The organism is Streptomyces sp. NBC_01546 (assembly GCF_045208355.1).
GTDB lineage: Bacteria > Actinomycetota > Actinomycetes > Streptomycetales > Streptomycetaceae > Streptomyces.
This window is the reverse complement of the sequence record NZ_CP109379.1, coordinates 8,434,073-8,456,943: the sequence shown is the minus strand read 5'-3', so window position 1 is coordinate 8,456,943 and position 22,871 is coordinate 8,434,073. Positions and strand designations below refer to the sequence as shown.

At 68.8% G+C, this 22,871-nt stretch carries 25 protein-coding genes, 1 tRNA gene and 4 pseudogenes; 12 read left to right on the top strand and 18 right to left on the bottom strand.

Annotation, left to right across the window (positions count from 1 at the left end; all coding sequences use genetic code 11):
* The first annotated feature begins 13 nt into the window (after window positions 1-13).
* Window positions 14-1,240, top strand: coding sequence for a tetratricopeptide repeat protein (locus OHA89_RS38820; RefSeq protein WP_266616948.1), 1,227 nt, complete (start codon window positions 14-16; stop codon window positions 1,238-1,240).
* 38 nt (window positions 1,241-1,278) lie between these two features.
* On the opposite strand, the gene OHA89_RS38815 is transcribed toward OHA89_RS38820, so the two are convergent.
* Window positions 1,279-2,481 carry an IS110 family transposase gene (locus tag OHA89_RS38815; RefSeq protein WP_406368257.1) on the bottom strand — a complete coding sequence of 401 codons (1,203 nt, stop codon included), beginning with the start codon at window positions 2,479-2,481 and terminating at the stop codon, window positions 1,279-1,281.
* 245 nt (window positions 2,482-2,726) lie between these two features.
* Here OHA89_RS38815 and OHA89_RS38810 point away from each other — a divergent pair.
* A pseudogene (locus OHA89_RS38810) lies at window positions 2,727-3,225 on the top strand (IS5 family transposase); the annotation flags it as partial.
* Between the two features lie 32 nt (window positions 3,226-3,257).
* Here the strand turns inward: OHA89_RS38810 and OHA89_RS38805 are convergent.
* Window positions 3,258-3,542, bottom strand: a pseudogene (locus OHA89_RS38805) (barstar family protein); the annotation flags it as partial.
* Between the two features lie 418 nt (window positions 3,543-3,960).
* Between OHA89_RS38805 and OHA89_RS38800 the strand changes: the two are divergent.
* The 3 genes and pseudogenes from OHA89_RS38800 to OHA89_RS38790 all read left to right on the top strand — a co-directional run.
* Window positions 3,961-4,079, top strand: a pseudogene (locus OHA89_RS38800) (transposase); the annotation flags it as partial.
* Window positions 4,080-4,124: 45 nt separating this feature from the next.
* Entirely contained in the window at window positions 4,125-4,430 is a 306-nt protein-coding gene (locus OHA89_RS38795; protein ID WP_406368766.1) for a hypothetical protein, read from the top strand.
* A gap of 1,379 nt (window positions 4,431-5,809) precedes the next feature.
* Window positions 5,810-6,235, top strand: a complete 426-nt coding sequence (locus OHA89_RS38790; protein WP_406368255.1) for a hypothetical protein — start codon at window positions 5,810-5,812, stop codon at window positions 6,233-6,235.
* Here OHA89_RS38790 and OHA89_RS38785 read toward each other — a convergent pair.
* Together OHA89_RS38785 and OHA89_RS38780 are read right to left on the bottom strand one after the other, a co-directional pair.
* Window positions 6,212-6,517 carry a hypothetical protein gene (locus OHA89_RS38785; RefSeq protein ID WP_406368253.1) on the bottom strand — a complete coding sequence of 102 codons (306 nt, stop codon included), beginning with the start codon at window positions 6,515-6,517 and terminating at the stop codon, window positions 6,212-6,214. The genes OHA89_RS38790 and OHA89_RS38785 overlap by 24 nt on opposite strands.
* The gene (locus OHA89_RS38780) at window positions 6,421-7,647 is read right to left on the bottom strand and encodes a BTAD domain-containing putative transcriptional regulator (protein ID WP_406368251.1); all 1,227 of its coding nucleotides are present in this window, start codon (window positions 7,645-7,647) and stop codon (window positions 6,421-6,423) included. Before OHA89_RS38780 ends, OHA89_RS38785 begins: the two co-directional genes overlap by 97 nt.
* Before the next feature lie 404 nt (window positions 7,648-8,051).
* On the opposite strand from OHA89_RS38780, the gene OHA89_RS38775 reads away from it, so the two are divergent.
* A complete protein-coding gene (locus OHA89_RS38775) occupies window positions 8,052-9,452 on the top strand; it encodes an NlpC/P60 family protein (RefSeq protein WP_406368249.1) in 1,401 nt (466 codons plus the stop codon).
* A gap of 27 nt (window positions 9,453-9,479) precedes the next feature.
* Entirely contained in the window at window positions 9,480-9,896 is a 417-nt protein-coding gene (locus OHA89_RS38770; RefSeq protein WP_406368247.1) for a hypothetical protein, read from the top strand.
* A 59-nt stretch (window positions 9,897-9,955) separates the two neighbouring features.
* Here OHA89_RS38770 and OHA89_RS38765 read toward each other — a convergent pair whose 3' ends face one another.
* On the bottom strand, window positions 9,956-10,168 hold the full coding sequence (locus OHA89_RS38765) for a hypothetical protein (protein WP_406368245.1): 213 nt from the start codon (window positions 10,166-10,168) through the stop codon (window positions 9,956-9,958).
* Between the two features lie 73 nt (window positions 10,169-10,241).
* Here OHA89_RS38765 and OHA89_RS38760 point away from each other — a divergent pair, with 73 nt between their 5' ends.
* On the top strand, window positions 10,242-10,718 hold the full coding sequence (locus OHA89_RS38760) for a hypothetical protein (RefSeq protein WP_406368243.1): 477 nt from the start codon (window positions 10,242-10,244) through the stop codon (window positions 10,716-10,718).
* 40 nt (window positions 10,719-10,758) lie between these two features.
* Here OHA89_RS38760 and OHA89_RS38755 read toward each other — a convergent pair whose 3' ends face one another.
* The 8 genes from OHA89_RS38755 to OHA89_RS38720 form a co-directional block, all read right to left on the bottom strand.
* Window positions 10,759-10,983 (bottom strand): transposase, encoded by a 225-nt coding sequence (locus OHA89_RS38755; protein ID WP_406368764.1) that lies wholly within the window; start codon window positions 10,981-10,983, stop codon window positions 10,759-10,761.
* Between the two features lie 8 nt (window positions 10,984-10,991).
* Window positions 10,992-11,354 carry a transposase gene (locus OHA89_RS38750; RefSeq protein WP_406368241.1) on the bottom strand — a complete coding sequence of 121 codons (363 nt, stop codon included), beginning with the start codon at window positions 11,352-11,354 and terminating at the stop codon, window positions 10,992-10,994.
* The gene (locus OHA89_RS38745) at window positions 11,342-11,494 is read right to left on the bottom strand and encodes a hypothetical protein (RefSeq protein WP_257552043.1); all 153 of its coding nucleotides are present in this window, start codon (window positions 11,492-11,494) and stop codon (window positions 11,342-11,344) included. The genes OHA89_RS38750 and OHA89_RS38745 overlap by 13 nt, the downstream gene beginning before the upstream one ends.
* Before the next feature lie 63 nt (window positions 11,495-11,557).
* Window positions 11,558-11,770, bottom strand: coding sequence for a hypothetical protein (locus OHA89_RS38740; RefSeq protein WP_257552044.1), 213 nt, complete (start codon window positions 11,768-11,770; stop codon window positions 11,558-11,560).
* Window positions 11,767-11,940: a hypothetical protein gene (locus OHA89_RS38735; protein WP_406368238.1), complete on the bottom strand. Its 174-nt coding sequence runs from the start codon at window positions 11,938-11,940 to the stop codon at window positions 11,767-11,769. Before OHA89_RS38735 ends, OHA89_RS38740 begins: the two co-directional genes overlap by 4 nt.
* A 95-nt stretch (window positions 11,941-12,035) precedes the next feature.
* Window positions 12,036-12,878 carry a helix-turn-helix domain-containing protein gene (locus OHA89_RS38730; RefSeq protein WP_257552046.1) on the bottom strand — a complete coding sequence of 281 codons (843 nt, stop codon included), beginning with the start codon at window positions 12,876-12,878 and terminating at the stop codon, window positions 12,036-12,038.
* 8 nt (window positions 12,879-12,886) lie between these two features.
* A complete protein-coding gene (locus OHA89_RS38725) occupies window positions 12,887-13,414 on the bottom strand; it encodes a DUF6879 family protein (protein WP_257552047.1) in 528 nt (175 codons plus the stop codon).
* A complete protein-coding gene (locus OHA89_RS38720) occupies window positions 13,386-13,628 on the bottom strand; it encodes a hypothetical protein (protein WP_257559178.1) in 243 nt (80 codons plus the stop codon). The genes OHA89_RS38725 and OHA89_RS38720 overlap by 29 nt, the downstream gene beginning before the upstream one ends.
* A gap of 567 nt (window positions 13,629-14,195) precedes the next feature.
* Here OHA89_RS38720 and OHA89_RS38715 point away from each other — a divergent pair.
* Window positions 14,196-14,269: transfer RNA gene (locus OHA89_RS38715), tRNA-Met, on the top strand.
* A gap of 106 nt (window positions 14,270-14,375) precedes the next feature.
* Here the strand turns inward: OHA89_RS38715 and OHA89_RS38710 are convergent.
* The 5 genes and pseudogenes from OHA89_RS38710 to OHA89_RS38690 form a co-directional block, all read right to left on the bottom strand.
* A pseudogene (locus tag OHA89_RS38710) lies at window positions 14,376-14,621 on the bottom strand (fic family toxin-antitoxin system, toxin component); the annotation flags it as partial.
* A 6-nt stretch (window positions 14,622-14,627) separates the two neighbouring features.
* Window positions 14,628-15,644, bottom strand: coding sequence for a LacI family DNA-binding transcriptional regulator (locus OHA89_RS38705; RefSeq protein WP_257552048.1), 1,017 nt, complete (start codon window positions 15,642-15,644; stop codon window positions 14,628-14,630).
* A gap of 75 nt (window positions 15,645-15,719) precedes the next feature.
* On the bottom strand, window positions 15,720-16,553 hold the full coding sequence (locus OHA89_RS38700; protein WP_257552049.1) for an ATP-binding cassette domain-containing protein: 834 nt from the start codon (window positions 16,551-16,553) through the stop codon (window positions 15,720-15,722).
* Complete coding sequence (locus OHA89_RS38695; protein WP_257552050.1) at window positions 16,550-17,545, bottom strand: ABC transporter permease; 996 nt, start codon at window positions 17,543-17,545, stop codon at window positions 16,550-16,552. Before OHA89_RS38695 ends, OHA89_RS38700 begins: the two co-directional genes overlap by 4 nt.
* Window positions 17,546-17,673: 128 nt before the next feature.
* A complete protein-coding gene (locus OHA89_RS38690; RefSeq protein ID WP_257552051.1) occupies window positions 17,674-18,684 on the bottom strand; it encodes a sugar ABC transporter substrate-binding protein in 1,011 nt (336 codons plus the stop codon).
* A gap of 245 nt (window positions 18,685-18,929) precedes the next feature.
* On the opposite strand from OHA89_RS38690, the gene OHA89_RS38685 reads away from it, so the two are divergent.
* From OHA89_RS38685 to OHA89_RS38675, 3 genes are all read left to right on the top strand, one after another.
* On the top strand, window positions 18,930-19,892 hold the full coding sequence (locus tag OHA89_RS38685; protein WP_406368234.1) for a carbohydrate kinase: 963 nt from the start codon (window positions 18,930-18,932) through the stop codon (window positions 19,890-19,892).
* Window positions 19,893-20,793: 901 nt separating this feature from the next.
* Window positions 20,794-20,958 (top strand): hypothetical protein, encoded by a 165-nt coding sequence (locus tag OHA89_RS38680; protein ID WP_266616960.1) that lies wholly within the window; start codon window positions 20,794-20,796, stop codon window positions 20,956-20,958.
* 695 nt (window positions 20,959-21,653) lie between these two features.
* Complete coding sequence (locus OHA89_RS38675) at window positions 21,654-22,772, top strand: IclR family transcriptional regulator C-terminal domain-containing protein (protein ID WP_266616962.1); 1,119 nt, start codon at window positions 21,654-21,656, stop codon at window positions 22,770-22,772.
* The last annotated feature ends 99 nt before the right edge of the window (window positions 22,773-22,871 follow it).

Here is a 22,871-nt window from a genome sequence, read left to right as displayed (position 1 = left end):
GAGAGTGACCGAAATGTTCCGAAGGAAGCGCGCCAAGGGCACCCCGGGCACCCCGGCGAGCCCGGCAGGCCCGGAGAACCCCGAGGACCCGCCGCCGGAGCCCGGGACTCCGGCGGATCCGCTCGACCTGCGGCTGGACGAGCCCGACGACACACCGATCCACCTCAGCATGGATTCCACCCTGCGGATGCGCGAGGAACTCGCGGAGGCGGAGCGGAGGCTGGGCCCGGGCCACGAGGACGTCCTGCGGCTGCGCCACAACTACGCCTTCACCCTGTGCATCTGGTCCGCCGCGGCCCCGCCCGGGGAGACGTACATGCTGGACCGGGCGATCCCCCTGATGCTGGAGAACCTGACCCACCAGTCGGCGACCATGGGCCCGCACGCCCGCGACACCCTGATCACCCTCCAGGGGATCGGCGCCGCCCACCTGTCGGCGGAGCGCCCCGCCGAGGCCATCCCCTACCTCGAACGGGCCGTGGAGGGCAGCGAACTCAACCCCGACCTCGACGAGGAACAGAGCCTCGCCTGGCGCGAGAAGCTGTCGGACGCCTACGCCGCGGCGGGCCGCGCCGACCGGGCGATCGCCCGGCTGGAGGCGACCGTGGCCGGCAGCAGGCGCCTCCTGCCGCCAGGCGGGGAGCGGCTGGAGGCCCGGAAGCAGAAGCTGTTCACCGCCTACCGCGAGGCGGGCCGACTGCCCGAGGCCACCGCGCTCTGCCTGGAGATCGTCGCCGACAAGGAGCGGTACTACGGCCCCGACCACCTCGACACCTACATCTGGGTGGACAACCTGGCCCACCTTCACCACGACGCCAGGGACCTCGACGCGGCCATCGCCTGCTACGAACGGGCCGTCCACGGCTTCGAGCGCATCCACGGAGCCGACAGCGACGAGATCTCCTACCGCTACCACAACCTCGCGATCGCACACCTGGAAGCCGGCCGGCCGGAGCGGGCCCTGCCCTACCTGAAGGCGGCCCTCGCCGCGCGCGAGCACACCCTGGGCCCGGACCACGTGGGGACGCTGGACGCGCTGATCTCCCTCATCTCCGGCTACGACCAGGCCGGGCGGATCGAAGAGGCGATCGCGGCGACCGAACGCCTCATCGGAGCCCTGGAGCGCATCGGCGGCCCCACGCACCCCAAGCTCCCCGAGGTGCGCACCTACCTCGACCAACTGAGGCGGGCCCTCCCACGATCCCGGGCCGCTGTCCTGCCGCCCCGGCAGGCGCCGTGACCGCATACGGGCTGCAAAAGGTGCCTCTATGGTTTTCGTCAAGCCGTAGCCGGTGTGGGTGGTTGGTAGAAGGTGCCGTCGCGGAGCATGGCGTAGAGGACGTCGATGCGGCGTCGGGCGAGTGCGATGAGGGCGGCGATGTGGTGTTTCCCCTCGCGGCGTTTGCGGTCGTAGTAGGCGCGTGATTCGGGCTGGGAGAGCGAGGCGAACGCAGCGAGGTAGAAGGCTCTTTTGAGCTGTTTGTTGCCTCGCCGGGAGGGGTGTTCGCCGCGAATGGAGGAGCCGGAGTTCCTGGTCACGGGTGCGAGGCCGGCGTAGGCGGCGAGGTGGCCGGAGGTGGCGAAGCCGCTGCCGTCGCCGACGTCGATGAGGATGCGGGCCGCGGTCCTGATCCCGATGCCGGGCATCGAGATCAGGACCTGGGAAAGAGGGTGGGCCTCCAGGAGTTGCTCAATCCGGGCGGCGAGGAGTTTGCGCTGGTCAAGGACGGACTGGAGTGAACTCGCGAGGCTGGGGACGATCAGCGCGGCAGCGTCGGTGCCGGGGACGACGACGGTCTGTTCGTCGAGTGCGGTGAAGATGTCCTCGACCAGCCGCTCGGCCATCCTCGGTGCCTTGGGACGTATCAAGGTCACGAGTCGGCGGCGTCCTGCCTTGCGGATCTGGGCCGGGGAGCCGAACTGGTCCAGCAGTTTGAGCACGGCCGGGTGTTGGATCCGCGGGCCCAGGACGCGCTCGAGCGACGGGTGGATCTGGGTGAGCAGGCCGCGGAGCCGGTTGGCGATCCGGGTGGACTCACCCGCGAGGTCGTCGTCGAACCCGGCGATCATCGAGAGCTCGGCAACGGTCTCGTCCGCGGGATCGATCGTCCTCAGGGTGTGGGGCATCGCTCGGGCGGCGTCCGCGATGATGAACGCGTCGCGGGCGTCGGTTTTCGCCTCGCCAGGGTAAAGATCGGCGATCCGTCGCATCGTGAGTCCGGGCAGGTAGGCGACCTGACATCCTGCGTCCCGGGCGACCGCCAGTGGCAGGGCCCCGATGGAAGCCGGCTGGTCGACGACCACCAGTATCGTTCCGTGCTTGGCCTGGAGCTTGTCGAACAGCTCTCGCAGCTTCGGTTCGCTGTTGGGCAGCGGCTTGTCGAACACCTTCTTCCCCGCCGGGTTCACGGCGGTGGCGTGCTGATCGCCCTTTCCGACGTCCAGGCCCAGATAGACGTCGATGCCAGTCTCGTCCGACATGCCCTTCGCTCCCGCCTCGCCTGTTCCCCGGCCTCATCTGCGGCATCAGCGTGCCGGCATCCACGTTACGAAGAGACTGCCCCAAGGGGCGCTCGTGCCTCTAATCAGCGGTCTGCCAATGCCTCCGGCACCGGCGACACCACCTTTTCGATCATCTCGACTGGGGGCTCAAGTCATACCGGGGCCGAAGGCCGGGAGCCTCATTGCGAGGCCACGAAGACGGTAACGGGGCACCCGGCCGGTCCGAGCCCGAGGACCACGCGCTCGGACGCTCCCGCGGTGGCTTGAGCACGAAGGTCCACTTGGCCGTTGACAGCCGGGCACGGCCTCTGTCCATCCAGATCACTGCGGGCCAGGCCGGTGACGCGCCGGTCTTCGAGGCGGTCATGGCCGGAATCCGGATCCCGCGGAGCGGACTCGGCAGGCCAAGAACCCGCCCTGCGGTCGTCCTTGCGGATCGTGCCTACTCTTCCCGCGCGATCCGCGGGCACCTCCGTCGGCGTGGCATCGGTGCGGTCATCCCGCAGCCCGCCGATCAGATCGGTCACCGTTTGCGGCGAGGCCGCGCCGGAGGCCGCCCGCCCGGCTTCGACGCCGAGAACGTACAAGGAGCGCAACGCCGTCGAGCGGTGCATCGCCCGACTCAAACAGTGGCGCGGCCTCGCAATGCGGACGGACAAGCTCGCCATCGCCTACCAGGCCGCTCTCCACCTTGCTGCCATCCTCATCTGGACCCGGCGCTGAGCAAGGCGTCCGAAGGATTCGTCAGTCAGCCCATGGACGACGAGCCGGTTCTGCTCTCCATCAAAGATGCTGGCCAGGACGTTGGCCTCCCGCCGGTCCCCACCGAAGAGGCCCCGCTGGTCGACGTGCACGATCAGAATGTCGTGGCTGTCGATTACTTCAGAAATGCCCCGGGTCTCGATCGTGTCCGACCACGCGTCCAGGTTCCGACCGAACCACTCCGGCAGCCCGCACGGTTCGGCAACTGCATCCCAGAAGTCGTTGAGTGTCTCGATCGGCCGACCGCGCAGGTCAACGATCAGCTCGCTATTCGTCATCCCAGCAGACTAACCAGCCCCCACCACGAGGCACTCACCGGTCAAAGAGACAGGCTCTAGATCGCTGGGGATCCGGCGTAGTCGTAGCGTCGGAAGCCGTCGGCGGTCGTCACCCGCTGGGCCATCGACCATCGCGTTCACGACCTGTTTCCCGGGCTGCCGCGGCAGAAGCCGGCCGGTCCTCACACGTTCTGCCCTCACGCGGCCGTCAGGTTCAGGATTCCTCGGTGGATGAGCTGCCGCACAGTGACACGTTTCTCCTCACGAGCTCCGAGCTCTGGACGCGGCGTGCGCCCGTGCGGTCCAGCGGTGCCGCGCACGGCTGATGAGGTGGCGGGCCTTGGAGCCCTGGAATTGGTGCGCCGTGCAGCCTCGCGTGCTCGTCTTCGAGAACAGCACCGGAGAAGGGGCGGGATCCATGGACGTGTTCTGCGGGATTGACTGGGCGGAGGGACACCACGACGTCGCGCTCGTCGATGACACCGGCAAGCTGCTGGCCAATGCCGGATCAACGACGACCTCGACGGCTACCGGCGAACGGGGCGGTTTGTTCAGGGCAGCAGGGGAGACGATCATTCGGCCATGAGACCCGAAGTGCAGACGTTCGTCGCCAGCGGACCGCTTCCCGACTGGGACGCGAGCGAGGAAGAGATCGACCGGCGTGAACGCCAGCTGACGGCGATCTCCCGCCCTGTTACCCCCGAAGAGGCCGCTGCCCTGGCCACCTGCTTCAGCCCCGACGACTGCTACGGCGTCGCCTGGACGCTCGTGCACCTGATCGAGACGGCTCCCGGCCCGGTGCCACAGCTGGAGGATCCGGGTCCGGAGCCCAGCGACTGGGCCGGGGTTCTGCGGGCGCGGTGGGGCGGCGAACACCCCACGACTTGACGGCTTAACTGCAGAGGCGTCTTCCCCGCACCCAGCGGTCTGGCGCATGACAGCCGCCGGCTACCTCAACAGCCTTCACCCCGCACCCTTCCAACCGTGAAGGAGAACAGCTGCGCGGATGGATCGCCGATGTCTGCGCCGACCAGCAGTGCGGCCTGGCCTCCCTCGCCGCCGGGCTGATCACCGACCTCGACGCCGTCGTCTTCGGCATGAGCACCGAATGCTCCTCCGGCCCTGTCGAAGGCCGCGTCAACGACCTCAAAGCGCTCAAGCGCAGCATGTTCGGAAGAGCGAAGCTTCCGCTATTGCGCAAGCGGCTCGTCCTGATCGCGGCCAGTCGCCGACCCTAACCTCTGGCGCCTCGGGCCTGGCGGTCCAGGAACTCGATCAGTCGTGTCTCCGAACGCAGAACCCGTTCTCGCTGCTCAGGAGGAAGAGACGCGAGGAGGTCGGCCAGGACTCGCTTCCGCGGGACATACACCATGTTGCCGGAGTAGATCCGGCAAGTGGAACACCAGGCGAGTCCGATGCACCGCTCGAACATCGAGGACTCAGGCGGATGGAAGCGGTACTGGTACGAGCAGACGGGCGTTCCGCAGTCGGCGCAGACGCGTCGATCGCCGTCGGAAACCGTGTCCCAGCTCCCGACCTTTCGCCAATGCTGTCGCCTGGCCGGTGCTCTTCAAGTCGTCATGCCGAGCATTCTCGCGCACAGAGATCCGACCAGCACAGCCTCCGAGCAAGACTCCAACCAACTGACCACAGACCGTAACCGGCTCTTGGTCGCCTTCACGGAATCCGTGCCTGAACCCTTTTCACCCGTCGCCGACACCCCGTCCGCGCCCTCCCGTCAGGAGCGCGAGTCAGCCGCCTGTGGCGGGGTTACCTGCCAGTGCTGGATTCGTTCACGGGGCATGAAGCCATTCATGAAGTCGCTTGTCCCGGTGGGGGCGGTGGTCGCGGCAGCGCTCGTACTCGGTACGGCCCCCGCAGCCCAAGCCGATAACGACGTCAATTCCAACGTCGTCCACTCCAACTTCCTCCAGAAGATCGCCAACCATCCCACCGTGCACCGCCGCCACCGTGAGAAGAACGGAACTGACCCGACGCCGCCGAGAGGCGCCCGGTATTCGGCGGCCATGAGTAGATCCCCCCGTATCCATGCACACATGATCGCAGGGCGGCCCGGAAGCCGGTGTACCTATCCGGTCAGAGCACTAGGCCGATATACCCCCAGCTCAGAAAGGGTCGACCCCGCGCCCGCGGGGATGGTCCGACCGATGGTGTCGAAGAGCCACTGAAGCCGGGTCGACCCCACCCTGCGGGAGCACCGGCTGGAACGGCGGTTCACCGCAGAGCGGCTGGCACTGCGTATCGGGATGGACCCGTACGCGTACGCCAGGGCCGAAGCCGAGCACCAGTGGTCCGGCACCGACCGGCAGACCGTGCTCCTGGCGGACGCCCTGGGCCTGCGCTCGGAAGACCTGCTGGACCTGATCGGCCGCGGCCGGGAGCTCGTCGACGTGCTGCGCCAGGCCGTCGAGGGGCGCTGGGAGAGCCAAGTAGCCTCCCTCGCGTACCTCGCGCAGGCCGACGAGCGGCTGGTGGCTCATGCGCTGCGGACGCTGCACGGGGAGTACGCACGGTTCGAGGAGCGCTACATGGGCCCCCTCGTCGCGCGCAACGACCATGCCCGCCTCCGGGATATCGCCACCGACCGCGCCGCGTGGCTCCGTGCGCTGCCGGAGCGGTTCCGCTTCCTGGTCGGGCCCGTCCGCGCGTCAGGCGGCGGCGCAGACGGGTAGTCCGGGGTCGTCGTGGGTGCGTACCGCCGGCAGCCAGGCGGTGGCCTCGGGGATGTCCGTCAGGTGCACACGGAACCAGTTGGGGGTTCCCACGCCGTGCTCGTCCTCGATGCGGATGCCGTCGACCACCATGCAGTCGGCCATCAGGACGTCGCCGTGCCAGACCCGGTGCGAGACGACATTGTTCAGGTCGTAGGTGACGTACGGGTTCCGGGCCAGGCCGAGTCGGCATGCGGGAAGGCGCTCGGTCTGGGTCTTGCAGTCGCCGTCGATGTTGAACACCCGGATGGGCTCCAGTTTCCCGGCCGGGCCCGTCGGCGCGGGCCGCGCCTGGCCGGACGGCGGGGCGGACGGCGAGGCGGACGGGCCTCGACCGGTGGCGCCGGCGGCCGCCCCGGTACGGGGGCATCGCGGTCGTGGAGCACGAACCCGATGGCGGCGGCCACGGCGGCGACGACGGCTGCCGCCGCCAGCCCCAGCCGGATCCGGCGGCCCCACGGCCCGCGCACGCCCGCCGCGGCAGCGGGTCCCTCCGAGGACACCACGGGAAGGTCGTCATCTGCGGGGTGCTCGCCGCGCCGCGGACGTGCGGACGTCTCCTCCGATGCGGGGGCGGCGTCAACGGCCGGGCTGGTCCGGGGAGTCGTCACGGACAGCGCGGTCGTCGCCAGTCCGGGGTCCGCGCGCAGGATCGCCGCGTGGATGGCGGAGAGCTCGGGCCCGGGGTCGAGGCCGAGTTCCTCGGCGAGGAAGCGCCGGGTGTCGGCGAAGCGCTGTGTCGCCTCGGCCTGCCGCCCGGTGCGGTACAGCGCGATCAGCAGCTGCCCGACGAGCTGCTCGCGCTGCGGGTTGGCCTCGACGAGTTCCGTCAGCGTCGGCACGAGTTCGGCTTCCCGCCCGAGGCCGAGTTCGCAGGCCGCCAGCTGCTGGCAGGCGTCCAGCCGCTCCTCGTTCAGCCGCGCCCGCGCCGGCTCCACGAACGCGGCGCTGACCCCGGCCAACGGGGCGCCGCGCCACATCGCGAGCGCCTCGCGCAGGGTTTCCGACGCCTGCTCCTCCTCCCGGCCCGCCATTTCCTCGGCGGCCCGCCGGACCCGGGCGCGAAAGTCCAGCAGATCGAGTTCCGTGTCGTCGACGGCGCAGATGTAGCCGTCGGCCGTGGTCTGGATCCGGTCCGCCAGGTCGGTTCCGCGCAGGGTCTGGCGCAGCGAGGAGACCGCGCTGTGGACCTGGGTCCGCGCGCTGCTCGGCGCCTCGTCAGCCCAGACGGCGTCTATGAGCCGTTCGAGGACGACCGGCTGCCCCGCGTTCAGGAGCAGATAGGCCAGCACCGCGCGCCGCTGGGGGCGTTGGACTTCGATCACCCCGTCGACGCCCTGTGCCCCTACCTGTCCCAGAACCGTGAACCGCATGTCCGTCTCCCCCTAGAAACACAAGTGCCGGGCGATCTTAAGCCGCGCGCTCCGGCGGCGTAACGCCCTCACGGCCCTTCCTGGCTCGAATGCGGACTACAGACATTGCGGTCGGCCGGGTCCGTTCACCGGAGTTCTTCCTGTTCGGGACGGTTAGCGGCGGCGTATAGCGGGTGGTAGGCGGACGCATAGCGGGCCCCTGCACAGTGAGCACGTCGGCCAGTCGGCGCGGAATCGATGCCGAGTCAGACGACGCCTGCCCTTTGCGGGGGGCGAGCGGCGCGAGCGCGAACACGGGGGCTGGCCGACCCCAAACCAGAGCAGAAGGGATCGACGTGCGCAGACTTGTGCACAGGCTGACCACGTTAGCGTTGGCGGCCTTGCTGGCCGTGCTGGGGGGCGTCGTGACGTCGACGGCACTCGCCGCACCGGCTCACGCCGCGGGGTTGTGCCAGCCCCGCGAACACGAGGACGACATTTCGGAGATCGCCGCGGAGACCGTCCGGGCCGCGTGCGCCGTGGCCGACTCCGACATCTGGTACGTCTGGACCGGCGGGCACGGCGCGAAGCCGGGCATGACCAAGGGAGCGATCGACTGGTCCGATCCCCTCCGCTCCGAGAACGATCCGTTCCGGACGGGATTCGACTGCTCGGGCCTGGTGCGCTGGGCCCTGGCGCAGGCCTACGACTACGACATCGCCGGCTCCCCCGGCCTGACGAACAACCTCTACGGCCTCTACCCGCCGGGCTCGACCCGCTTCGGCGCGGCCGCGGGCACCGCCCCGCTGCTGCCGGGGGACATCCTCTTCTGGGGCAAGCCTGGAGCGATCCACCACGTCGCCATCTACCTCGGAGCGGGACTGATGGTCGAGGCGAAGGAGTCCGACACCAAGATCATGGTCTCGGACTTCCGCTGGGGCTCCAAGAACGACTACGCGGGCGCCCTGCGGATGCAGTCCAAGGCTCCCGACCCTGGCGGCGGGGGCGGGGACACCGGCCAGATCCAGCACGCCACGTGGGGCGACACGCTGAACGTCCGGGCGCAGCCCAACACCGGGGCGGCCGTGGTGACCACCATCGCGGGCGGCACCAGCGTCTTCATCGGCTGCCAGGCGCACGCCCAGTCGATCACGGCGGAGGGAGTCACCAACGACGCCTGGTCTTACCTCCCGGCCCTGCACGGGTGGATCACCAATATCTACCTCAGAGGTCCGGCCTGGATGACCGACGTGCCGTCCTGTCGTGACGTACCCGTTCCGGACGCGGGTGGTGGAGGAAGCGGCATCGGACACGCCACCTGGGGCGATTCGCTCAACGTCCGGGCGCAGCCCAACACCGGGGCGGCCGTGGTGACCACCATCGCGGGCGGCACCAGCGTGGTCATCTCCTGCCAGATGCACGCGCAGTCGATCAGCGCCGAAGGCGTCACCAACGACGCCTGGTCCTACCTCCCCGAACTGGGCGGCTGGATCACCAACATCTACCTCAAGGGGCCGGCCTGGATGACCGGGGTACCCACCTGCGGGGACTCCGGAGGCTCGACCGGCGGCAGTATCGGACACGCCACCTGGGGCGGCACCCTGAACATCCGGACCCAGCCGAACACCGGCGCGGCCGTGGTCACCACGATCACCGGCGGCACCAGCGTGCTGATCTCCTGCCAGATGCACGCCCAATCCATCACAGCCGAAGGCGTCACCAACGACGCCTGGTCCTACCTGCCCGACCTGGGCGGATGGATCACCAACATCTACCTCAAGGGAGACGCCTGGATGGCCGGCGTCCCCACCTGCGCCACCGCCTGAACCCCCAATCCGTTCGAGGGAGTCACCATGAAGTTTCGAAGCACCCGCACCGCGGTCGCGGTGGCCGCGGCGGCACTCGCGCTGACGACCACGGGGCTGACCGGGTCGGCCTCCGCCACCGCCACCGGCGACAATGAAAGCGCCAGTGTGTGGGGGCCGCAGGAGGGCTGGCTGCCCTCCTACTCCGCGGACGTGCCCTGCCCCGTGGGCGCGATCTGCATCTACACGAAGCCGCTCGGCGGTGTCCATTTCGAGCTGCCGCACTGCACCACGTACAACCTGTACAACTGGAACGGGATCGGCGGGTGGTACAGCCGCCAGACCGGCAACACGTGGGCCCGGTTCATGCGCAGCAACGGCTCGACCATCTACCCGTTGGCCGGACCCGAGCAGCACAACTGGAACTACGACTACAACCCCGTGTACCACGTCCGGCCATGCTGACGGCGGCCGGAGTCTGAGCACCCCATCTGACGGAGAAGGCCTCCCCGAGGTCTTCTCCGTCAGGCGTCGCCGCCCTTGCGGAACCGCTTGGCGAGGGCCTGGTCCGACTCCCACCACAGGCCGGTGCCGGAACCGAAGAACGTGCCCAAGTCGAAGCTGCTGCCGACGGTGTTGCCGGCCTTGTCGTAGATCTGGGCGCTCTGGTTGATCATCTCGATGATGTACGTCGGCCCCACCGCGAACTGCGCGTCCGACGGGATACGACCGTTCACGTTCCCCAGCGTCGGGAACGTCTTCAGGCGCTCGAGAACGGCCGCGGACGGCACAGCCTTCGGGGAGGACACGATGCCCGACGCCGCCTTCGGGATCAGACCACCGGTCGTCACCGGCCGGGTCGGCGCCAGCGACTGCGACCGCGACCGCGACCGCGACCGCGACCGCGCGAACTTCGGGGCCGGCCTCTGCGACTCGGCCTCCTGCCTGGCGCCGCGCCGCGGCTTGGGCCGCTTCCGCGTGTCCACCACCCCGTCCGGCTTGACCCGCCTCTCCTGCCCCTCGACGGCCTGCTTCGAGGAACTGCTGGCCGTCGGCGGGGCGCTGGGACGGGGTTCGGAGAGCCCCGCCGCGGCGACGGGCGAGGCCGCGGTGAGGGTCACGGTCAGCGCGAGGATGAGAGCGCGCGGCCAGCCCCGGGCCGCGCTCATCACCCGCTGGTTCATTCGGAGAATCCGTCTCGACGACACGGGTCTCCCCCCTTCAGCCGTTGTCGGAAGAACAGCCGCGCTGCCGGACCGGCAGCGGACCGTCGTGGTCCTGCTGTAGCCGCTGATCACGACGAGCTATCTAGGCCGTTTCCTTCGGATCACCTTGCCGACCAGATGAGTCGTCGCAGGTAGGCACGGAATCCACGTGAACTGTAGGCCTTGTCGGCGATCACGTGGTCCGGTCGGCAGCGGGGCCGCCCCAGGCCGATGCGGGGTACTCGGATGCGTTCGAGCAAAGGCCATGCGCAGACACCGTCGTGTCGTTGCCCCGGGGTGAGCAGTATGGCCAGCGGCCGGCCGCGGCCGTCGCAGGCGAGGTGGATTTTGCTGGTCAGGCCTCCTCGGGATCGGCCGAGGACGTGATCGTCCGGTTCGTCCGTGCGATGCTTCCCCCTTTTCGGCCGGTGGCGGCGGAGTGCTGGTGGGCGCGGACGATGGTGGAGTCGATCTGGACCAGCCAGTCGATGTCACCGGCGGCGTCGGCCTGGGCCTGGATCTGTTGCAGGGCCTGGGTGAACACGCCGTCGATCGCGTAGCGGCGGAAGCGGGTGTAGACCGACTTCCAGGGGCCGTAGCGTTCCGGCAGGTCACGCCAGGAAACCCCGGTCCGGATCTTGTAGACCATCCCGTTGACGACCCGGCGGTCCTCCGCCCGAGGCCGGCCTCTGCCGGCACTCGGTATCAGCGGAGCCAACAACTCCCACTCGGAGTCGGCAGCTCGTGCCCGAGGGCGTCCACGGCCGGGCAGAACATCTCCGGCGAGGTTTGGCCGTCCTTGAGTCGCTGGCCGGTGATGGTGAGGAAGCGGTGCAGTTCGGCGTTGGCGGTGCTCATGGTGGTGCCCTGCCGCTCGGTTCGATCTGGTGGGATCGGCTCGAGGTCAGGTGGCGGGGTTGGTCAGGAGGATCCGGTGGCCTCGATGTCGCCGACGGCCGTCGGGAGGTCCTGGCCGCCAGCTTCTGGGCTGATGTAGGCGAGGTCGGCTTGGCAGCTCCCCCGGTGCATGGGGATCTCCTCGCGGACCACGACGGTCAGCTTGCCGACGGTGCCGGAGGCGATGTCACGGACGCGGTGGCCCAGGAGCGGGTGCGGAAGCAGGTGTGCGCTCACCCGGCGCCGCCGTCCTCGCGTCCGTTTTCGTCGTGGTCTTCGTCGGTGTGGCCGAGGAAGCGTGCGAGTCCCTGATCGGAGCGGGCAAGGAGCTCTGGTGAGGGGATGCCGTATCCGGGCTGGGCCAGGTTCCAGCGGGTCGGCTTCGGGGTGTTGGTGGGTGCGTTCATCAGGGGCCTCCGTGCCGCTGGTGGAATCCCAACACTCTTGAGGCTAGGGATCCGGGCGGGGGCCGCTCAATGTTCTTGCGGAAAATTGCGGAGTTTCACCGGTGGGCGGCGGCTCGGCGGATCAGGGCTCGGGCGCCGTCGCCGTGGACGGCGTGGGCGGCGAGGTCGGCGAAGGCCCGCTCGTAGGTCGCGATCTCTCCGGGTGCCGTGATGGTGACGCGGGCGGAGAGCAGCTCGATGCCGACCTGGGCGTCGTCGTAGATGGTGAAGGACTCCATCGACCAGAGCGGGCGTGGTGCCCGAGTGGCGATGATGCCGATGGAGATCTGCGGCAGGGCGGTGAGTTCGAGGAGGTGGTCGAGCTGGGCTGCGGTGGTGTCGGGTTCCACGATGCGGGAGTGGAGGACGGATTCTTCGATGAGGAAGGCGAACTGCCGGCCGCGCTTGTGCAGGACGCGGGAGCGTTTCAGCCGGGCCGCCGCCGCGGCTTCGGCGTCGTCGGTGGCGTTGTGGAACGTGCCGTAGGCGGCGATGACGGCGGCCGCGTAGGCGTGGGTCTGGAGGAGGCCGGGGACGACGTGGGAGCAGTAGACGCGGAATTGGCGGGTGCGCTCGACGAGGGGGACGATCTCGCGTTGCAGGCTGGCGAGCCCGGCCCGGTTCAGGCGCTTCCACTCCACGTACATGGAGGTGGCGCTGCGGGCCGCGGCGATGAGGTCCTCGGCCTGGCCGTCGGCGCCGCAGGCCGTGCACCAGGCGCGGATGTCGGTGTCGGAGGGGACGGCGTGGCCGTGTTCGATGCGGGAGGTCTTCGCCGGGTGCCAGCCGCACGCCTGGGAGAGTTGTTGGCCGGCCAGGCCCGCGTCCAGGCGGAGGTGCCGCAGCCGGGTGGCGAGGGCGGTGCGGGCGGCCTGGGCACTGGACAGGGGCGAGGTCATGTGGGCGGTCAGGGCTTGTAATCCTCGTATGGGACGGCGCGTTCCCACACCGCGGTGAACGCGGCCGCGCACAGTGCGGCGACGGTGGGGTCATCCGACATTTCGCCGCCGGCGGGGGTGCCGTTGCCGGTGAAGTGGTTCCAGCGGATGAGGCGGCCGTCGATCAGCCAGAAGTCGTTGCCGGGCAGGGCGATGTCGGAGGCGTGGCGGCGGGGCAGGTAGCGGATCTCCTCGCCCGCCGCGATGTTCACAACCGCGCCGGCGTGGCTGTACTTGGAGTAGTCCGACAGCGGCTCGGAGACGATCCGGGCCCGGCGTACGGTGACGCCGCGGGCGACGGTGCGCCGTACCAGGCCGGTCCAAAATGCCCAGTACTCGGAGTCCGGGTCGAGGTTCCGCTCTCCGGTGGCAAGCCACTGGGCGAAGCCGGCGGACTCCGCCGCGACCCCGTAGCCGTCGCGCATCTCCAGGTGGAGGGCTGAGTGCTCGGCGCCGTCCAGCAGGACGTCAAAGGCCGGCACGTCGCTCTGCGGCATCACATGCCTCCCTCAGCATCGTCACCATCCGCGCCGGAATCCGTACAACACCTTCGGTGTCAGGGATCGCACCGGTCTCCAGACACTCGTCGAGCAGCGCCTGGTCGGCCTTCCAGCCTTGGATGACCACGTCCGCTGTCGCCTCGTCGACCCACACCGTTGGGCACTGCCCGGTGTCGGAGTTGGGATCGATTCCGATGAACCGTAATGCCATAACCGCCTCCAGCATCGCTCTGCTTGCGGAAAATTGCGCTCCACCTAGTGGAGCAGGAAGCGGGTCGGACAACCAGCACACGGCCTGAACTCCTGCAGGTCCGGGACGATCTGGGAAGGTGTTGTTCGGGCAGCTCTGCAGATCGGCGGGCTGCGAGGAGGGCGCTGCCGACTGTCCGTCTCCCTTTGACCTGCCGCCCGTTGACCCACCATGGATAGCGCCCATCCCCATGCCCTCCAGTGGATAGGGGAATGTCCCAGGGACGGAGCGAGGCCCCGGCCCGCAAGGGGAGAGCTCGTCAGGCTGCAGGTGGGGGCAGGGACGGGCATGCTCCGGGGCATCGCCACCGCCCTCCACAGCTGGATGAGGAGACCTCACCTGGGCCCGCGGCGGGGAGGAACCATCGCGTGAGGCCCCGCCACCATGCGCACCGTGAGACGCGTCCTCGCCGCACGAGCCGACCAGATGGACATCCGACTCATCACCGTTGCCGGGCAGCCAGGCCCTTGAGCAGGGCAAAGCTGGTAAACGGGTGGTCCTGCGGTGCCGTAAGGTGAGGTTTACCGACGCGGGGTGGAGCAGTTCGGTAGCTCGCTGGGCTCATAATCCAGAGGTCGCAGGTTCAAATCCTGTCCCCGCTACTGAAGGTTGAAGGGCCCGGATCCTCAAGGATCCGGGCCCTTTCGTCGTATCCAGCGCTTCGGCCGCGCGGCTGCCCGGGGGCCGCCGGCTGCACGGTGCGTACGCCTATCGCCAGGTGCGCAGGAGTTCGGTGATTCGGGCGGTGGCGGTGCGGGGGTCGTAGAGCTCTTGGGCGAGTGCGGTGAGCTGGTCGCGGCCGGGGTCGACGGGGATGCCGCTCGCGGTCAGGTACATCACTGCGGTCGCGCAGGCGACCGTGAGGTTGGAGCGTTCCAGCCAGCGGCAGCGGCCGAGCGTGTGGACCAGGGCTGCCGCGCGGGCGTAGGGGCCGCCGTAGACGGGCTGTTCAAGCGGCGCCTACAAAGCTGCGAGTTCTCCCGATCCTCGTACGATCAGCCGGGTGGGGACGGTGATGGTGCGGGCGCGGGAGCGGTCGCCGTCCAGGCGTGCCAGGGCGGTCTCCGCTGCCTTGCGGCCGATCTCTTCCGGGTGCTGGGCTACGACGGTCAGGGCGGGTTCGAGCGCTTCGGCGAGTGGCACGTCGTCGAAGGCGACGACGGCGATGTCTTTCCGCTTGATGCGGGCCAGTTCGGCGACCACTCCCAGCGCGACGATGTTGTTGCCGGCGAACAGAGCGGTGGGGGGATTCGTCGACTCCAGTAGACGGGAGGTGCAGACGGAGGCGCCGTGCTGGTCGTGGGCGTTGACGACCAGCGAACGGTCGTGGGGGATGCCGGCTTCCGCCAAGGCCGAGCGGTATCCGGCCAGGCGTTCACGGCGGGTGTAGAGGTTGGTGGGGAGGTCGCCGACGAAGCCGATGCGACGGTGGCCGTGGGCGATCAGGTGTGCGACACCCTCGTGTGCCCCCGCGAGGTTGGAACTGACGACGCTGTCCGTGGTCAGCCCGGCTCCCGGCCGGTCGATGAAGACGACGGGCAGCCCCGTGCTGCGCTGGCTCCGCAGGTGGGAGTGGTCGGCGCCGACGGACGGGATGACCATCAGGATACTGATACGACGGGCGAGGAACTTGTCGGTTAGTCCCCTTTCGCGTGCGGGTTCGTCCGCGGAGGACCCCATGAGCAGGGTCAGACCGCGGTCTCGCACGACGTCCTCGATGCCGCCGGCCACCGCTCCGAAGAAGGGGTTTCCGAGGTCGGGTACGACGAGCCCGATGGTCGTGTCGGGTCCTCCGACACGAATGTTCCGGGCCATGAGGTTCGGCTGGAAGCCGAGTTTGGCCACGGCGGCGAGAACCTGTTCCCTGGTCCGGGCCGAGGCAGGTCCGTCCTCGTTGAGCACCCGGGAAACCGTCTTTGCGCTGACGCCGACTTCGCGGGCGACGTCGGCCAGGGTGGGGCGGCGGTTCGCTGCCATGAAGCGGAGGTCTCCCTGTGCTCGTCGGTTCCGGCCGCGGCCTCGGCCGGAACCTGTGAGGGTCTTCGTCGGATGTCAGGTGGCCTGGACTCCTGCTGCCTTGGCGGCCTCGGAATCCGCTACGACAGTACCTCCGGTCTCATCGAGGGTCAGCGCGCCGGTCATGATGGCGACGACTTCGGCCATGCTGTAGTCGGAGGGCTTGATCACAGCAGCCCGCCGGCCCAGCCGGTGGACGTGGATCCGGTCGGCGATCTCGAAGACGTGCGGCATGTTGTGGCTGATCAGGATGACGGGCATGCCCTTGTCGCGGACCCGGCGGATCAGGTCGAGGACCTGTCCCGATTCCTTGACGCCGAGAGCGGCGGTGGGCTCGTCCATGACGACGACGCTCCGCGCCCAGGCGACGGCACGTGCGACGGCCACGGCTTGCCGCTGCCCGCCGGAGAGAGTCTCGACCGCCTGCGTGAGCGAGCGCAGTCCGATCTTGAGGTCGGCCATGTGCTCCGCGGCCTCCTGACGCATGCGCTTCTTGTCCAGCATGCGGAAGACACTGCCGAGGACGCCGGGCCGGCGCAGTTCACGTCCTAGGAACATGTTCGAGGCGATGTCCATCGAGGCGGCCACCGCCAGGTCCTGGTAGACGGTTTCGATGCCGTTGGCGCGCGCGCTCTGCGGCCCTGTGAACTGGATGAGTTCGCCGTTGAGGCGTATGTCGCCCGCGTCCGGTGCCACCGCACCGGTGAGAGCCTTGATCAGGCTGGTCTTGCCGGCTCCGTTGTCGCCGATGACCGCGAGGACCTCGCCGGGCATCAGGTCGAAGTCGGCGCCGTCGATGGCGGTGACCTGCCCGTAGCGCTTGACCAGACCGCGGGCCTGGAGAACAGGGGTGGGGGCGGTGGTGGTCATCGGGCCTTCCTCCGGGACATCTGGTCGACGGTCACCGCGAGGATGACGAGGATCCCGGTGATCAGGGTCTGGTAGATGGAGGCCACACCCATCAGTTGGAGGCCGTTGCGGAAGACACCGACGATGAGGACACCGATGAAGGTGCCCAGGACCGAACCACGCCCACCGAAGAGGCTGGTACCGCCGAGGACCACGGCGGTGATGCTGTCGAGGTTCTCGGTCTGTCCTGCCTGCGGGTCGCCCACCCCAGTGCGGGAGATAAGCAGCAGGGCGGCGAGGCCGTACAGCACGCCGGCCACGGTGTAGATGCCGATGGTCAGACGGGAAGTGCGGATGCCGTTGAGGCGTGCGCTTTCCTGGCTGTTGCCCAAGGCGTAGACATGCCGGCCCCATCCGGTGCTGCTGAGGGCGTAGGCCAGGAGCAGGAAGAGGACGATGGTGACCAGCGAGCCGTAGGTGATGTCCGTGCGGCCGAGCGGGAAGGTCTCACCCAGGGCGGTCAGCGGACCCGGCAGGCTGGTGACGGTCTGCTCTTCGGAGTAGATGTGCGTCAGGGCGAACGCCACGTTGAGCATGCCCAGCGTCACGATGAACGGCGGCAGCGGGATCTTCTGCACCAGAAGCCCGTTGAGAAGTCCGAAGCCGCCGCAGACGACCAGGCCCATGGTGATGGCGAGGAGCGGGGGCAGAGTGCCCTCGGCCGCCATCTTGGCGATCACGATGCTGCCGAAAGCCATCACGGCACCGCACGACAGGTCGATGCCAGCCGTGAGGATGATCAGGGTCTGGCCGATGGCGAGAGTGCCGACGACCATGACCTGCTGCACGATCAGCGAGAAGTTCCCGCCCGTGAGGAACTGGTCCGTCGACAGGGAGAAGACGACACAGGCGAGGAGGAGAGCGGCCAGAGGGCCGGTGGTCGGAGCGGCGAGGAGCCTGCGGGCCGGGGTCGGCGTTTTGAGCTCGGCGTACGGCGCGATAGTGGCTGTCATACGAAGTCCTTGTCGGAAAAGCAGAAGTCCTCGGGGGAGGACAGACGGGGGCGGCCGTCCCCGATCGGGGCAGGGCCGGCCACCCCGCAATCGGGTTTCACAAGCCGACTGCTCGGGAGTCGGGCGCCTCAGCCCCAGCAGTTGTCCAGGCCGTAGGCGGTGTCCTTCGACGCGACCCCCTCCTGTGGCGTGCCGGTGATCAGGCTGACGCCGGTGTCGGTGTAACCGGTCGCCTTCTTGCCGTCCTCGGCGTACTTCACGACGGCCCCGACACCTTGGGCGGCCATCGTCAACGGGTACTGCTGGGAGGTAGCGGCGATCTTGCCGTCCTTGACCGCCTGTGTCCCGGTGCAGCCGCCGTCGACGGAGACGATCAGGACGTCCCTCTCCATGCCCTTGGCCTTCAGCGCGGTGTACGCGCCGAGCGCGGCCGGCTCGTTGATGGTGTAGACGACGTTGATGTCGGGCGCCTTCTGCAGACAGTTCTCCATGGCGGTCTGGCCCTTTGCCTGGTCGCCTCCGGTGTCCTGGGAGCAGACGATCGCCGGGTCCTTCTCGCCGATGCCGAAGCCCTTGAGGAAGCCGTCGTGCCGCTGGACCCCGACGGCGACGCCCGGCGCCAGGTCGAGGGTGGCGATCTTGGCCGCCTTGCCCTTCATCGAGGCCTTGGCGTAGGCGCCGATCAACTCCCCGGCCCGGAAGTTGTCGGTGGCGAAGAGGGCGTCGACCGCGCGCTGGGGGTCGGTCGGGGAGTCCAGGGCGATGACCAGAATCCCCTTGGCGCGGGCCTTGTCCAGGGCAGGCACGATGGCCTTGGAGTCGCTGGGAGTGATCAGGATGCCCTTCACCCCTGCGGCGACCATGTTCTCGATCGCGGTGACCTGCCCGGCGTTGTCCCCGTCGAACTTGCCGGCCGAGGTGATCAGTTGTGCACCGCTGTCCTTGGCGGCCTTCTCCGCACCCTCCTTCATCTTCACGAAGAACGGGTTGGTATCGGTCTTCGTGATCAGACCGACCTTGACGCTGCCCGATCCGTCGCCCGTGGAACCGGATCCGCAGGCCGTCAGGGTAAGAGCCGCGATGCCCAGGCACGCGGCGGATCTGATCAGGGAGGGGGTCGGGCGGATGGTGCGAGGCATGTACGGCTCCTGCGGATCGCGTGCGGCTGGCCGGCATCGAAGCATGCCGTCCCGTGATGTCATCGTTGACTTATGTCATCGTTGACACTGCTTGCCGAGGATGATGGACTCCGTCTGCCCGACACGTCAATGCCTTACCGCTGTTACAGATCGGCAACGTTCCCGGTCGTCGTTCGCCCGGAGAAGCAACGCCCGCGGCGCGGCGTACTCGGTTTGCCCGTCCGTTCGTCAGAGAAGAGCAGTCCATGAGTTCGCGTCAGATCACTGTCTTGGGCGAATGCGTCGCGGACGCGTTCGTCCGGCCCGCAAGCGCTCCGAATGAGCTCGACCTGCATGTTCTGCCGGGTGGTGGACCGGCGAACACGGCCGTGGCCCTGGCTCGTCTGGGCACTCCCTCCCGCTTCCTCGCGCGGCTGTCCCAGGATGTGTTCGGCCGGCTGTTCCGGGCCCACTTGGAGGCTTCAGGGGTAGACCTGTCGCACGCCGTCGTGGCTTCGGAGCCGAGCACGTTGGCGGTGGCGGAGCTGGACGCTCAGGGCCAGGCCGCGTATTCGTTCCACGCGCAGAGCACGGCCGACTGGCAGTGGTCGAGCGCCGAACTGGCCGGTGTGGACCTGTCCTCCACCGCATGCCTGCACACGGGCTCGCTCGCCCTGATCCGGGATCCCGGGGCGGCAGCGGTAGAGGAGTTCCTTGAAACGGCCTCGTCCCAAGCCACCATCAGTATCGACCCCAATGTCCGGCCGCTGCTGGTGCATCTGGAGACCTACCGCGCGAAACTGCGGCACTGGTGCGACCTCGCGGACATACTGCGGCTGAGCGAGGAAGACCTCAGGCTCCTCCTGCCGGAAACACCCCTCGAGCAGGCATGCGATGTCTGGCACGCCGCCGGCGCACCGCTCGTCGTGGTCACGCGTGGCGCAGATGGCGCTCTTGTCTCGCTGAACGGCGAGCGGATGCACGTGCCCGCCGTGACGACACGGGTCGTCGACACGGTCGGGGCCGGTGACTCCTTCACGGCGGGTCTGCTGCACCACCTGGGCGCACGTGGCCTCCTGGGGGGCCGACTGGCAGGTCTCCGCCTGGACGAGGTGGCGGAAGCCTGCCTGTTCGCCGCCCACGTCGCGGCTCTGACCTGCTCCGTCGCCGGTCCGAACCCTCCCTGGCGGAGTCAGCTGCCGGAGTGCACATCCCAGATCAACGTGTGACTGGTCCAGCCGGGGAAAGCCGTCCCAGCCGTTGACGCGTCGGCCGAGATACGTCCATCATCGCCCCACCCGGTGTCATCGCTGACATAAGTCAGCGATGACACTCATGGCCGACGCGGTGCCACTGCGTCGGCAGGGCCGACATGTCCTGGGGACCGCGGCTGCTTGAGGCGGGGCTGAGTGGACGCGGGGACTGGCTCCTCCGGTGGGAGTGCGAGTTGCAAGACGTCTGGGCCTCCCGCAAGCAACCCGACCGAATCCACGTCATCCTGATGCACCCCCCTAACGGGCCCGACACGGATCTGCCCTGGATCCAGTTCGGGATGACTCTCCCGATCTCCGCGGACGACCCATCGGACCAGGCCGAGCGCCTTGAAGCACAGCTGACCGCTGGCGATCCCCGTGCCACCGCTGAGGTCTGGGGAGGTTCCCATGATGCCGAGCAACTGGGCTACCCATGGCCGCCGGTCGACCTGCCGTTCATGTGAACGGCAAGGAGAGGCGAGCTCGGGCCCTGCCGTTGGGCATCCCCTCGCAACCGCCATCCCCATGGGGAAGCGTGACCGTGGGGGTGGGGAATTGCGTGACGCCGATCATGTAGATCGTGGGGAAATGCGTGACCGTCGACAGGAAGGTGAAGCGGCCGAGCCGTACGCCCGCACCGCATCGTCCTGTACGAGCCCCAAGGGCGGGGGCCGCGGACATGACGGAGCTGTGCCGCGCCGCGCACGGCGTCACCAGCCCTGCCGTTGCCGCGCTCTACCACCAGACCTACTGAGTCACATCGGCCGTTTATGGCCATGTCGATTCCTACCTGGCCAGGCGGAGCGTCGGAGACGACCGTCGCACGTGAGTACTTCTACGGATAGCCTGCCGCCACCGCGATCAGCAGGATGGTTCCGTGACTGATAACGAGCGTTGTCCCGAGGTTCCTGTGCGACCCGCCCGCGACCATCGGGCCCTAGAAAAAGTGATGAAGGCGGTCCTCATCGTGGCGGCCGTAGCCGGTGCGCTCCTGCTGCTCTACATGGCCTTCTTCATTGGCATCTTCGCCATGGCCAGTTGACCGTGGCACCACTTGTTCCGTACCCGTCCTGGCGGCCACCCCCCGATGGGCCCTAGCAAATCAGCGCGCCGTTGCACCATCGCCTGGGCGGGAAGGCGGGTCGGCAGTTGCGCGAGCGCGCTCGCGGCATTGACCGCAGGGTGGTGGTGCTGGCGCAGCTGCCGCACAGCGCGGGCGTGCAGCGGCGGTTCGCTCTCAACACTCTGGCCGGTTCTGCACTGCCCGACGGCAGTCAGGCACGACCCCGCAGCACGCAGCGGAGCATGCGAGCAGATCCCGACGCACCAGGCGGGACGGGCATGACATTCACTCGCATGGGTGAATCGGGGGGCTGTGGGGGGAGAAGTGTGCCTTGGGGTTCGTCTGGGGGGCGAGGACGCGTTCACGCCGACCGTGTCCCACCCGGATAGATGGAGAACCACTGAACATGACGGCGTCCTTGGATTGGATCGGGCATGTCCCGGCCGCCGTAAGCGCGGCACACGCGCTGGTCGTCCTGGTGCAGCTGTGCCAGCAACGCTTCACCGGCCGCAAGACCGCACGGCCCCGCGCACCAAGGAGTCCACGGAACGAGGAGGGCGGGTGCGTGTGCATGGCTGATGTTGTCCTCGTGCGGGTGGACGTTGCCGCGCAGGGCGGCACCGCACTCGCAGGCCGGACCGGCGGACGGGCGGCGCGGGCCGCATCTCGTGCTCGTGCCCCCACCCGCCTTCCCCACCCCCGACCATCCGGCTGGCGACACCCGGCCCGAACCCGAACTTGGTGACGGGCGGCCGCACCTGACCGCGGTGGACGGGACGCAGAGCGGCGCGCTGATCCTGCCCCTGCCCGACCCCGCAGCCCACCTGGCCGCCGCGGCGGCCCAGGCAGCGGCAGCCGCCCGCCCCGATGTTGTGCAGGGCTGGAACCTGGGCAAGGAGCCGTGGTGGTCGGCGAACTCCCTGCGACCGGCAGTCCTGACCGACATGGCCCGCTCCCGGATCCTGCCCGCACAGCCACCCCAGCAGCAGGCAGCAGCCATCCGGGCCCGTGACCTGCTCCACCACATCCAAAGCTCCGGAGGAATCACCACCCGCGACCTCGCCCGGCGCACCGGCATGTCCGTGACCTCCACGGCCTGGCTGCTGCACTGGCTGCGCGCCCAGTACCTCGTCGAAACCATCGCCGGCGCCCACCTGCCCGGACCCGTCATGGAAATGGCCGGCCGCCCCGAACAGCACGAACAGCTGATGCAACAGACCCTCGACGGCCTGCGCGACCACCTCGGCGCCGCCGTCTACCTCAGCACCTACACCAGCGGAGAGATCACCATCCTGCAGTCCTCCCACAGCCAGAGCGCACCACCGGTCCGCGTCGGAGCCGCGTTCACCGACACCGCCCACGCCAGCGCCGTCGGCAAAGCCCTCCTGGCCGACCTCGACTTCGAAGCCCGCATGGAACACCTGACCCGCTACCAGCCCATCCCCCTCACCGGGCGCACCATCACCGACCCCCGGACCCTCTTCGACAACCTCGACAGCCACGGCCCGAACGCAGCCCAGTTCGACCTCCTCGAGTACTCCCACCAAAACGTCTGCGCCGCGTTCTCCCTCACCCTTCCCGGCAGCGACGCCACCTGCGTCGCACTTGCCCTGCCCACCGGCCAGCACCAGCGCCTGCGCCGCACCGCCAAGGCCCTCAGCGAAGCCTCCGCCGGCCTCCTCCTCGCCCGCCTCCTCACCACCACAGCCACCCACACCACAAACACCCCGACCACCCCCGACTCATGGCCCGCAGAGACCGCCCGACCACCCCGCGCCATCGCCCTCCCCTGACCGACAAGCCAGAGGCAGGTCAAAGGAAACCCCTATGCCGCCCGGGCAGCAGGGACCGGGCGGCCTCCCACCACCACCTCACCCAAGGCAGACCAAAGG

What these genes read in the sequence shown, in the direction of transcription:
- OHA89_RS38685 (WP_406368234.1), top strand. Translation starts at nt 18,930, where the DNA reads ATGAGTTCGCGTCAGATCACTGTCTTGGGCGAATGCGTCGCGGACGCG.
- OHA89_RS38780 (WP_406368251.1), bottom strand. Translation starts at nt 7,647, where the DNA reads ATGCGGTTCACGGTTCTGGGACAGGTAGGGGCACAGGGCGTCGACGGG.
- OHA89_RS38790 (WP_406368255.1), top strand. Translation starts at nt 5,810, where the DNA reads ATGGACCCGTACGCGTACGCCAGGGCCGAAGCCGAGCACCAGTGGTCC.
- OHA89_RS38735 (WP_406368238.1), bottom strand. Translation starts at nt 11,940, where the DNA reads ATGAACGCACCCACCAACACCCCGAAGCCGACCCGCTGGAACCTGGCC.
- OHA89_RS38720 (WP_257559178.1), bottom strand. Translation starts at nt 13,628, where the DNA reads ATGGCATTACGGTTCATCGGAATCGATCCCAACTCCGACACCGGGCAG.
- OHA89_RS38730 (WP_257552046.1), bottom strand. Translation starts at nt 12,878, where the DNA reads ATGACCTCGCCCCTGTCCAGTGCCCAGGCCGCCCGCACCGCCCTCGCC.
- OHA89_RS38815 (WP_406368257.1), bottom strand. Translation starts at nt 2,481, where the DNA reads ATGTCGGACGAGACTGGCATCGACGTCTATCTGGGCCTGGACGTCGGA.
- OHA89_RS38820 (WP_266616948.1), top strand. Translation starts at nt 14, where the DNA reads ATGTTCCGAAGGAAGCGCGCCAAGGGCACCCCGGGCACCCCGGCGAGC.
- OHA89_RS38695 (WP_257552050.1), bottom strand. Translation starts at nt 17,545, where the DNA reads ATGACAGCCACTATCGCGCCGTACGCCGAGCTCAAAACGCCGACCCCG.
- OHA89_RS38690 (WP_257552051.1), bottom strand. Translation starts at nt 18,684, where the DNA reads ATGCCTCGCACCATCCGCCCGACCCCCTCCCTGATCAGATCCGCCGCG.
- OHA89_RS38700 (WP_257552049.1), bottom strand. Translation starts at nt 16,553, where the DNA reads ATGACCACCACCGCCCCCACCCCTGTTCTCCAGGCCCGCGGTCTGGTC.
- OHA89_RS38725 (WP_257552047.1), bottom strand. Translation starts at nt 13,414, where the DNA reads ATGCCGCAGAGCGACGTGCCGGCCTTTGACGTCCTGCTGGACGGCGCC.
- OHA89_RS38770 (WP_406368247.1), top strand. Translation starts at nt 9,480, where the DNA reads ATGAAGTTTCGAAGCACCCGCACCGCGGTCGCGGTGGCCGCGGCGGCA.
- OHA89_RS38705 (WP_257552048.1), bottom strand. Translation starts at nt 15,644, where the DNA reads ATGGCAGCGAACCGCCGCCCCACCCTGGCCGACGTCGCCCGCGAAGTC.
- OHA89_RS38795 (WP_406368766.1), top strand. Translation starts at nt 4,125, where the DNA reads ATGAGACCCGAAGTGCAGACGTTCGTCGCCAGCGGACCGCTTCCCGAC.
- OHA89_RS38760 (WP_406368243.1), top strand. Translation starts at nt 10,242, where the DNA reads ATGCCCGACGCCGCCTTCGGGATCAGACCACCGGTCGTCACCGGCCGG.
- OHA89_RS38745 (WP_257552043.1), bottom strand. Translation starts at nt 11,494, where the DNA reads ATGAGCACCGCCAACGCCGAACTGCACCGCTTCCTCACCATCACCGGC.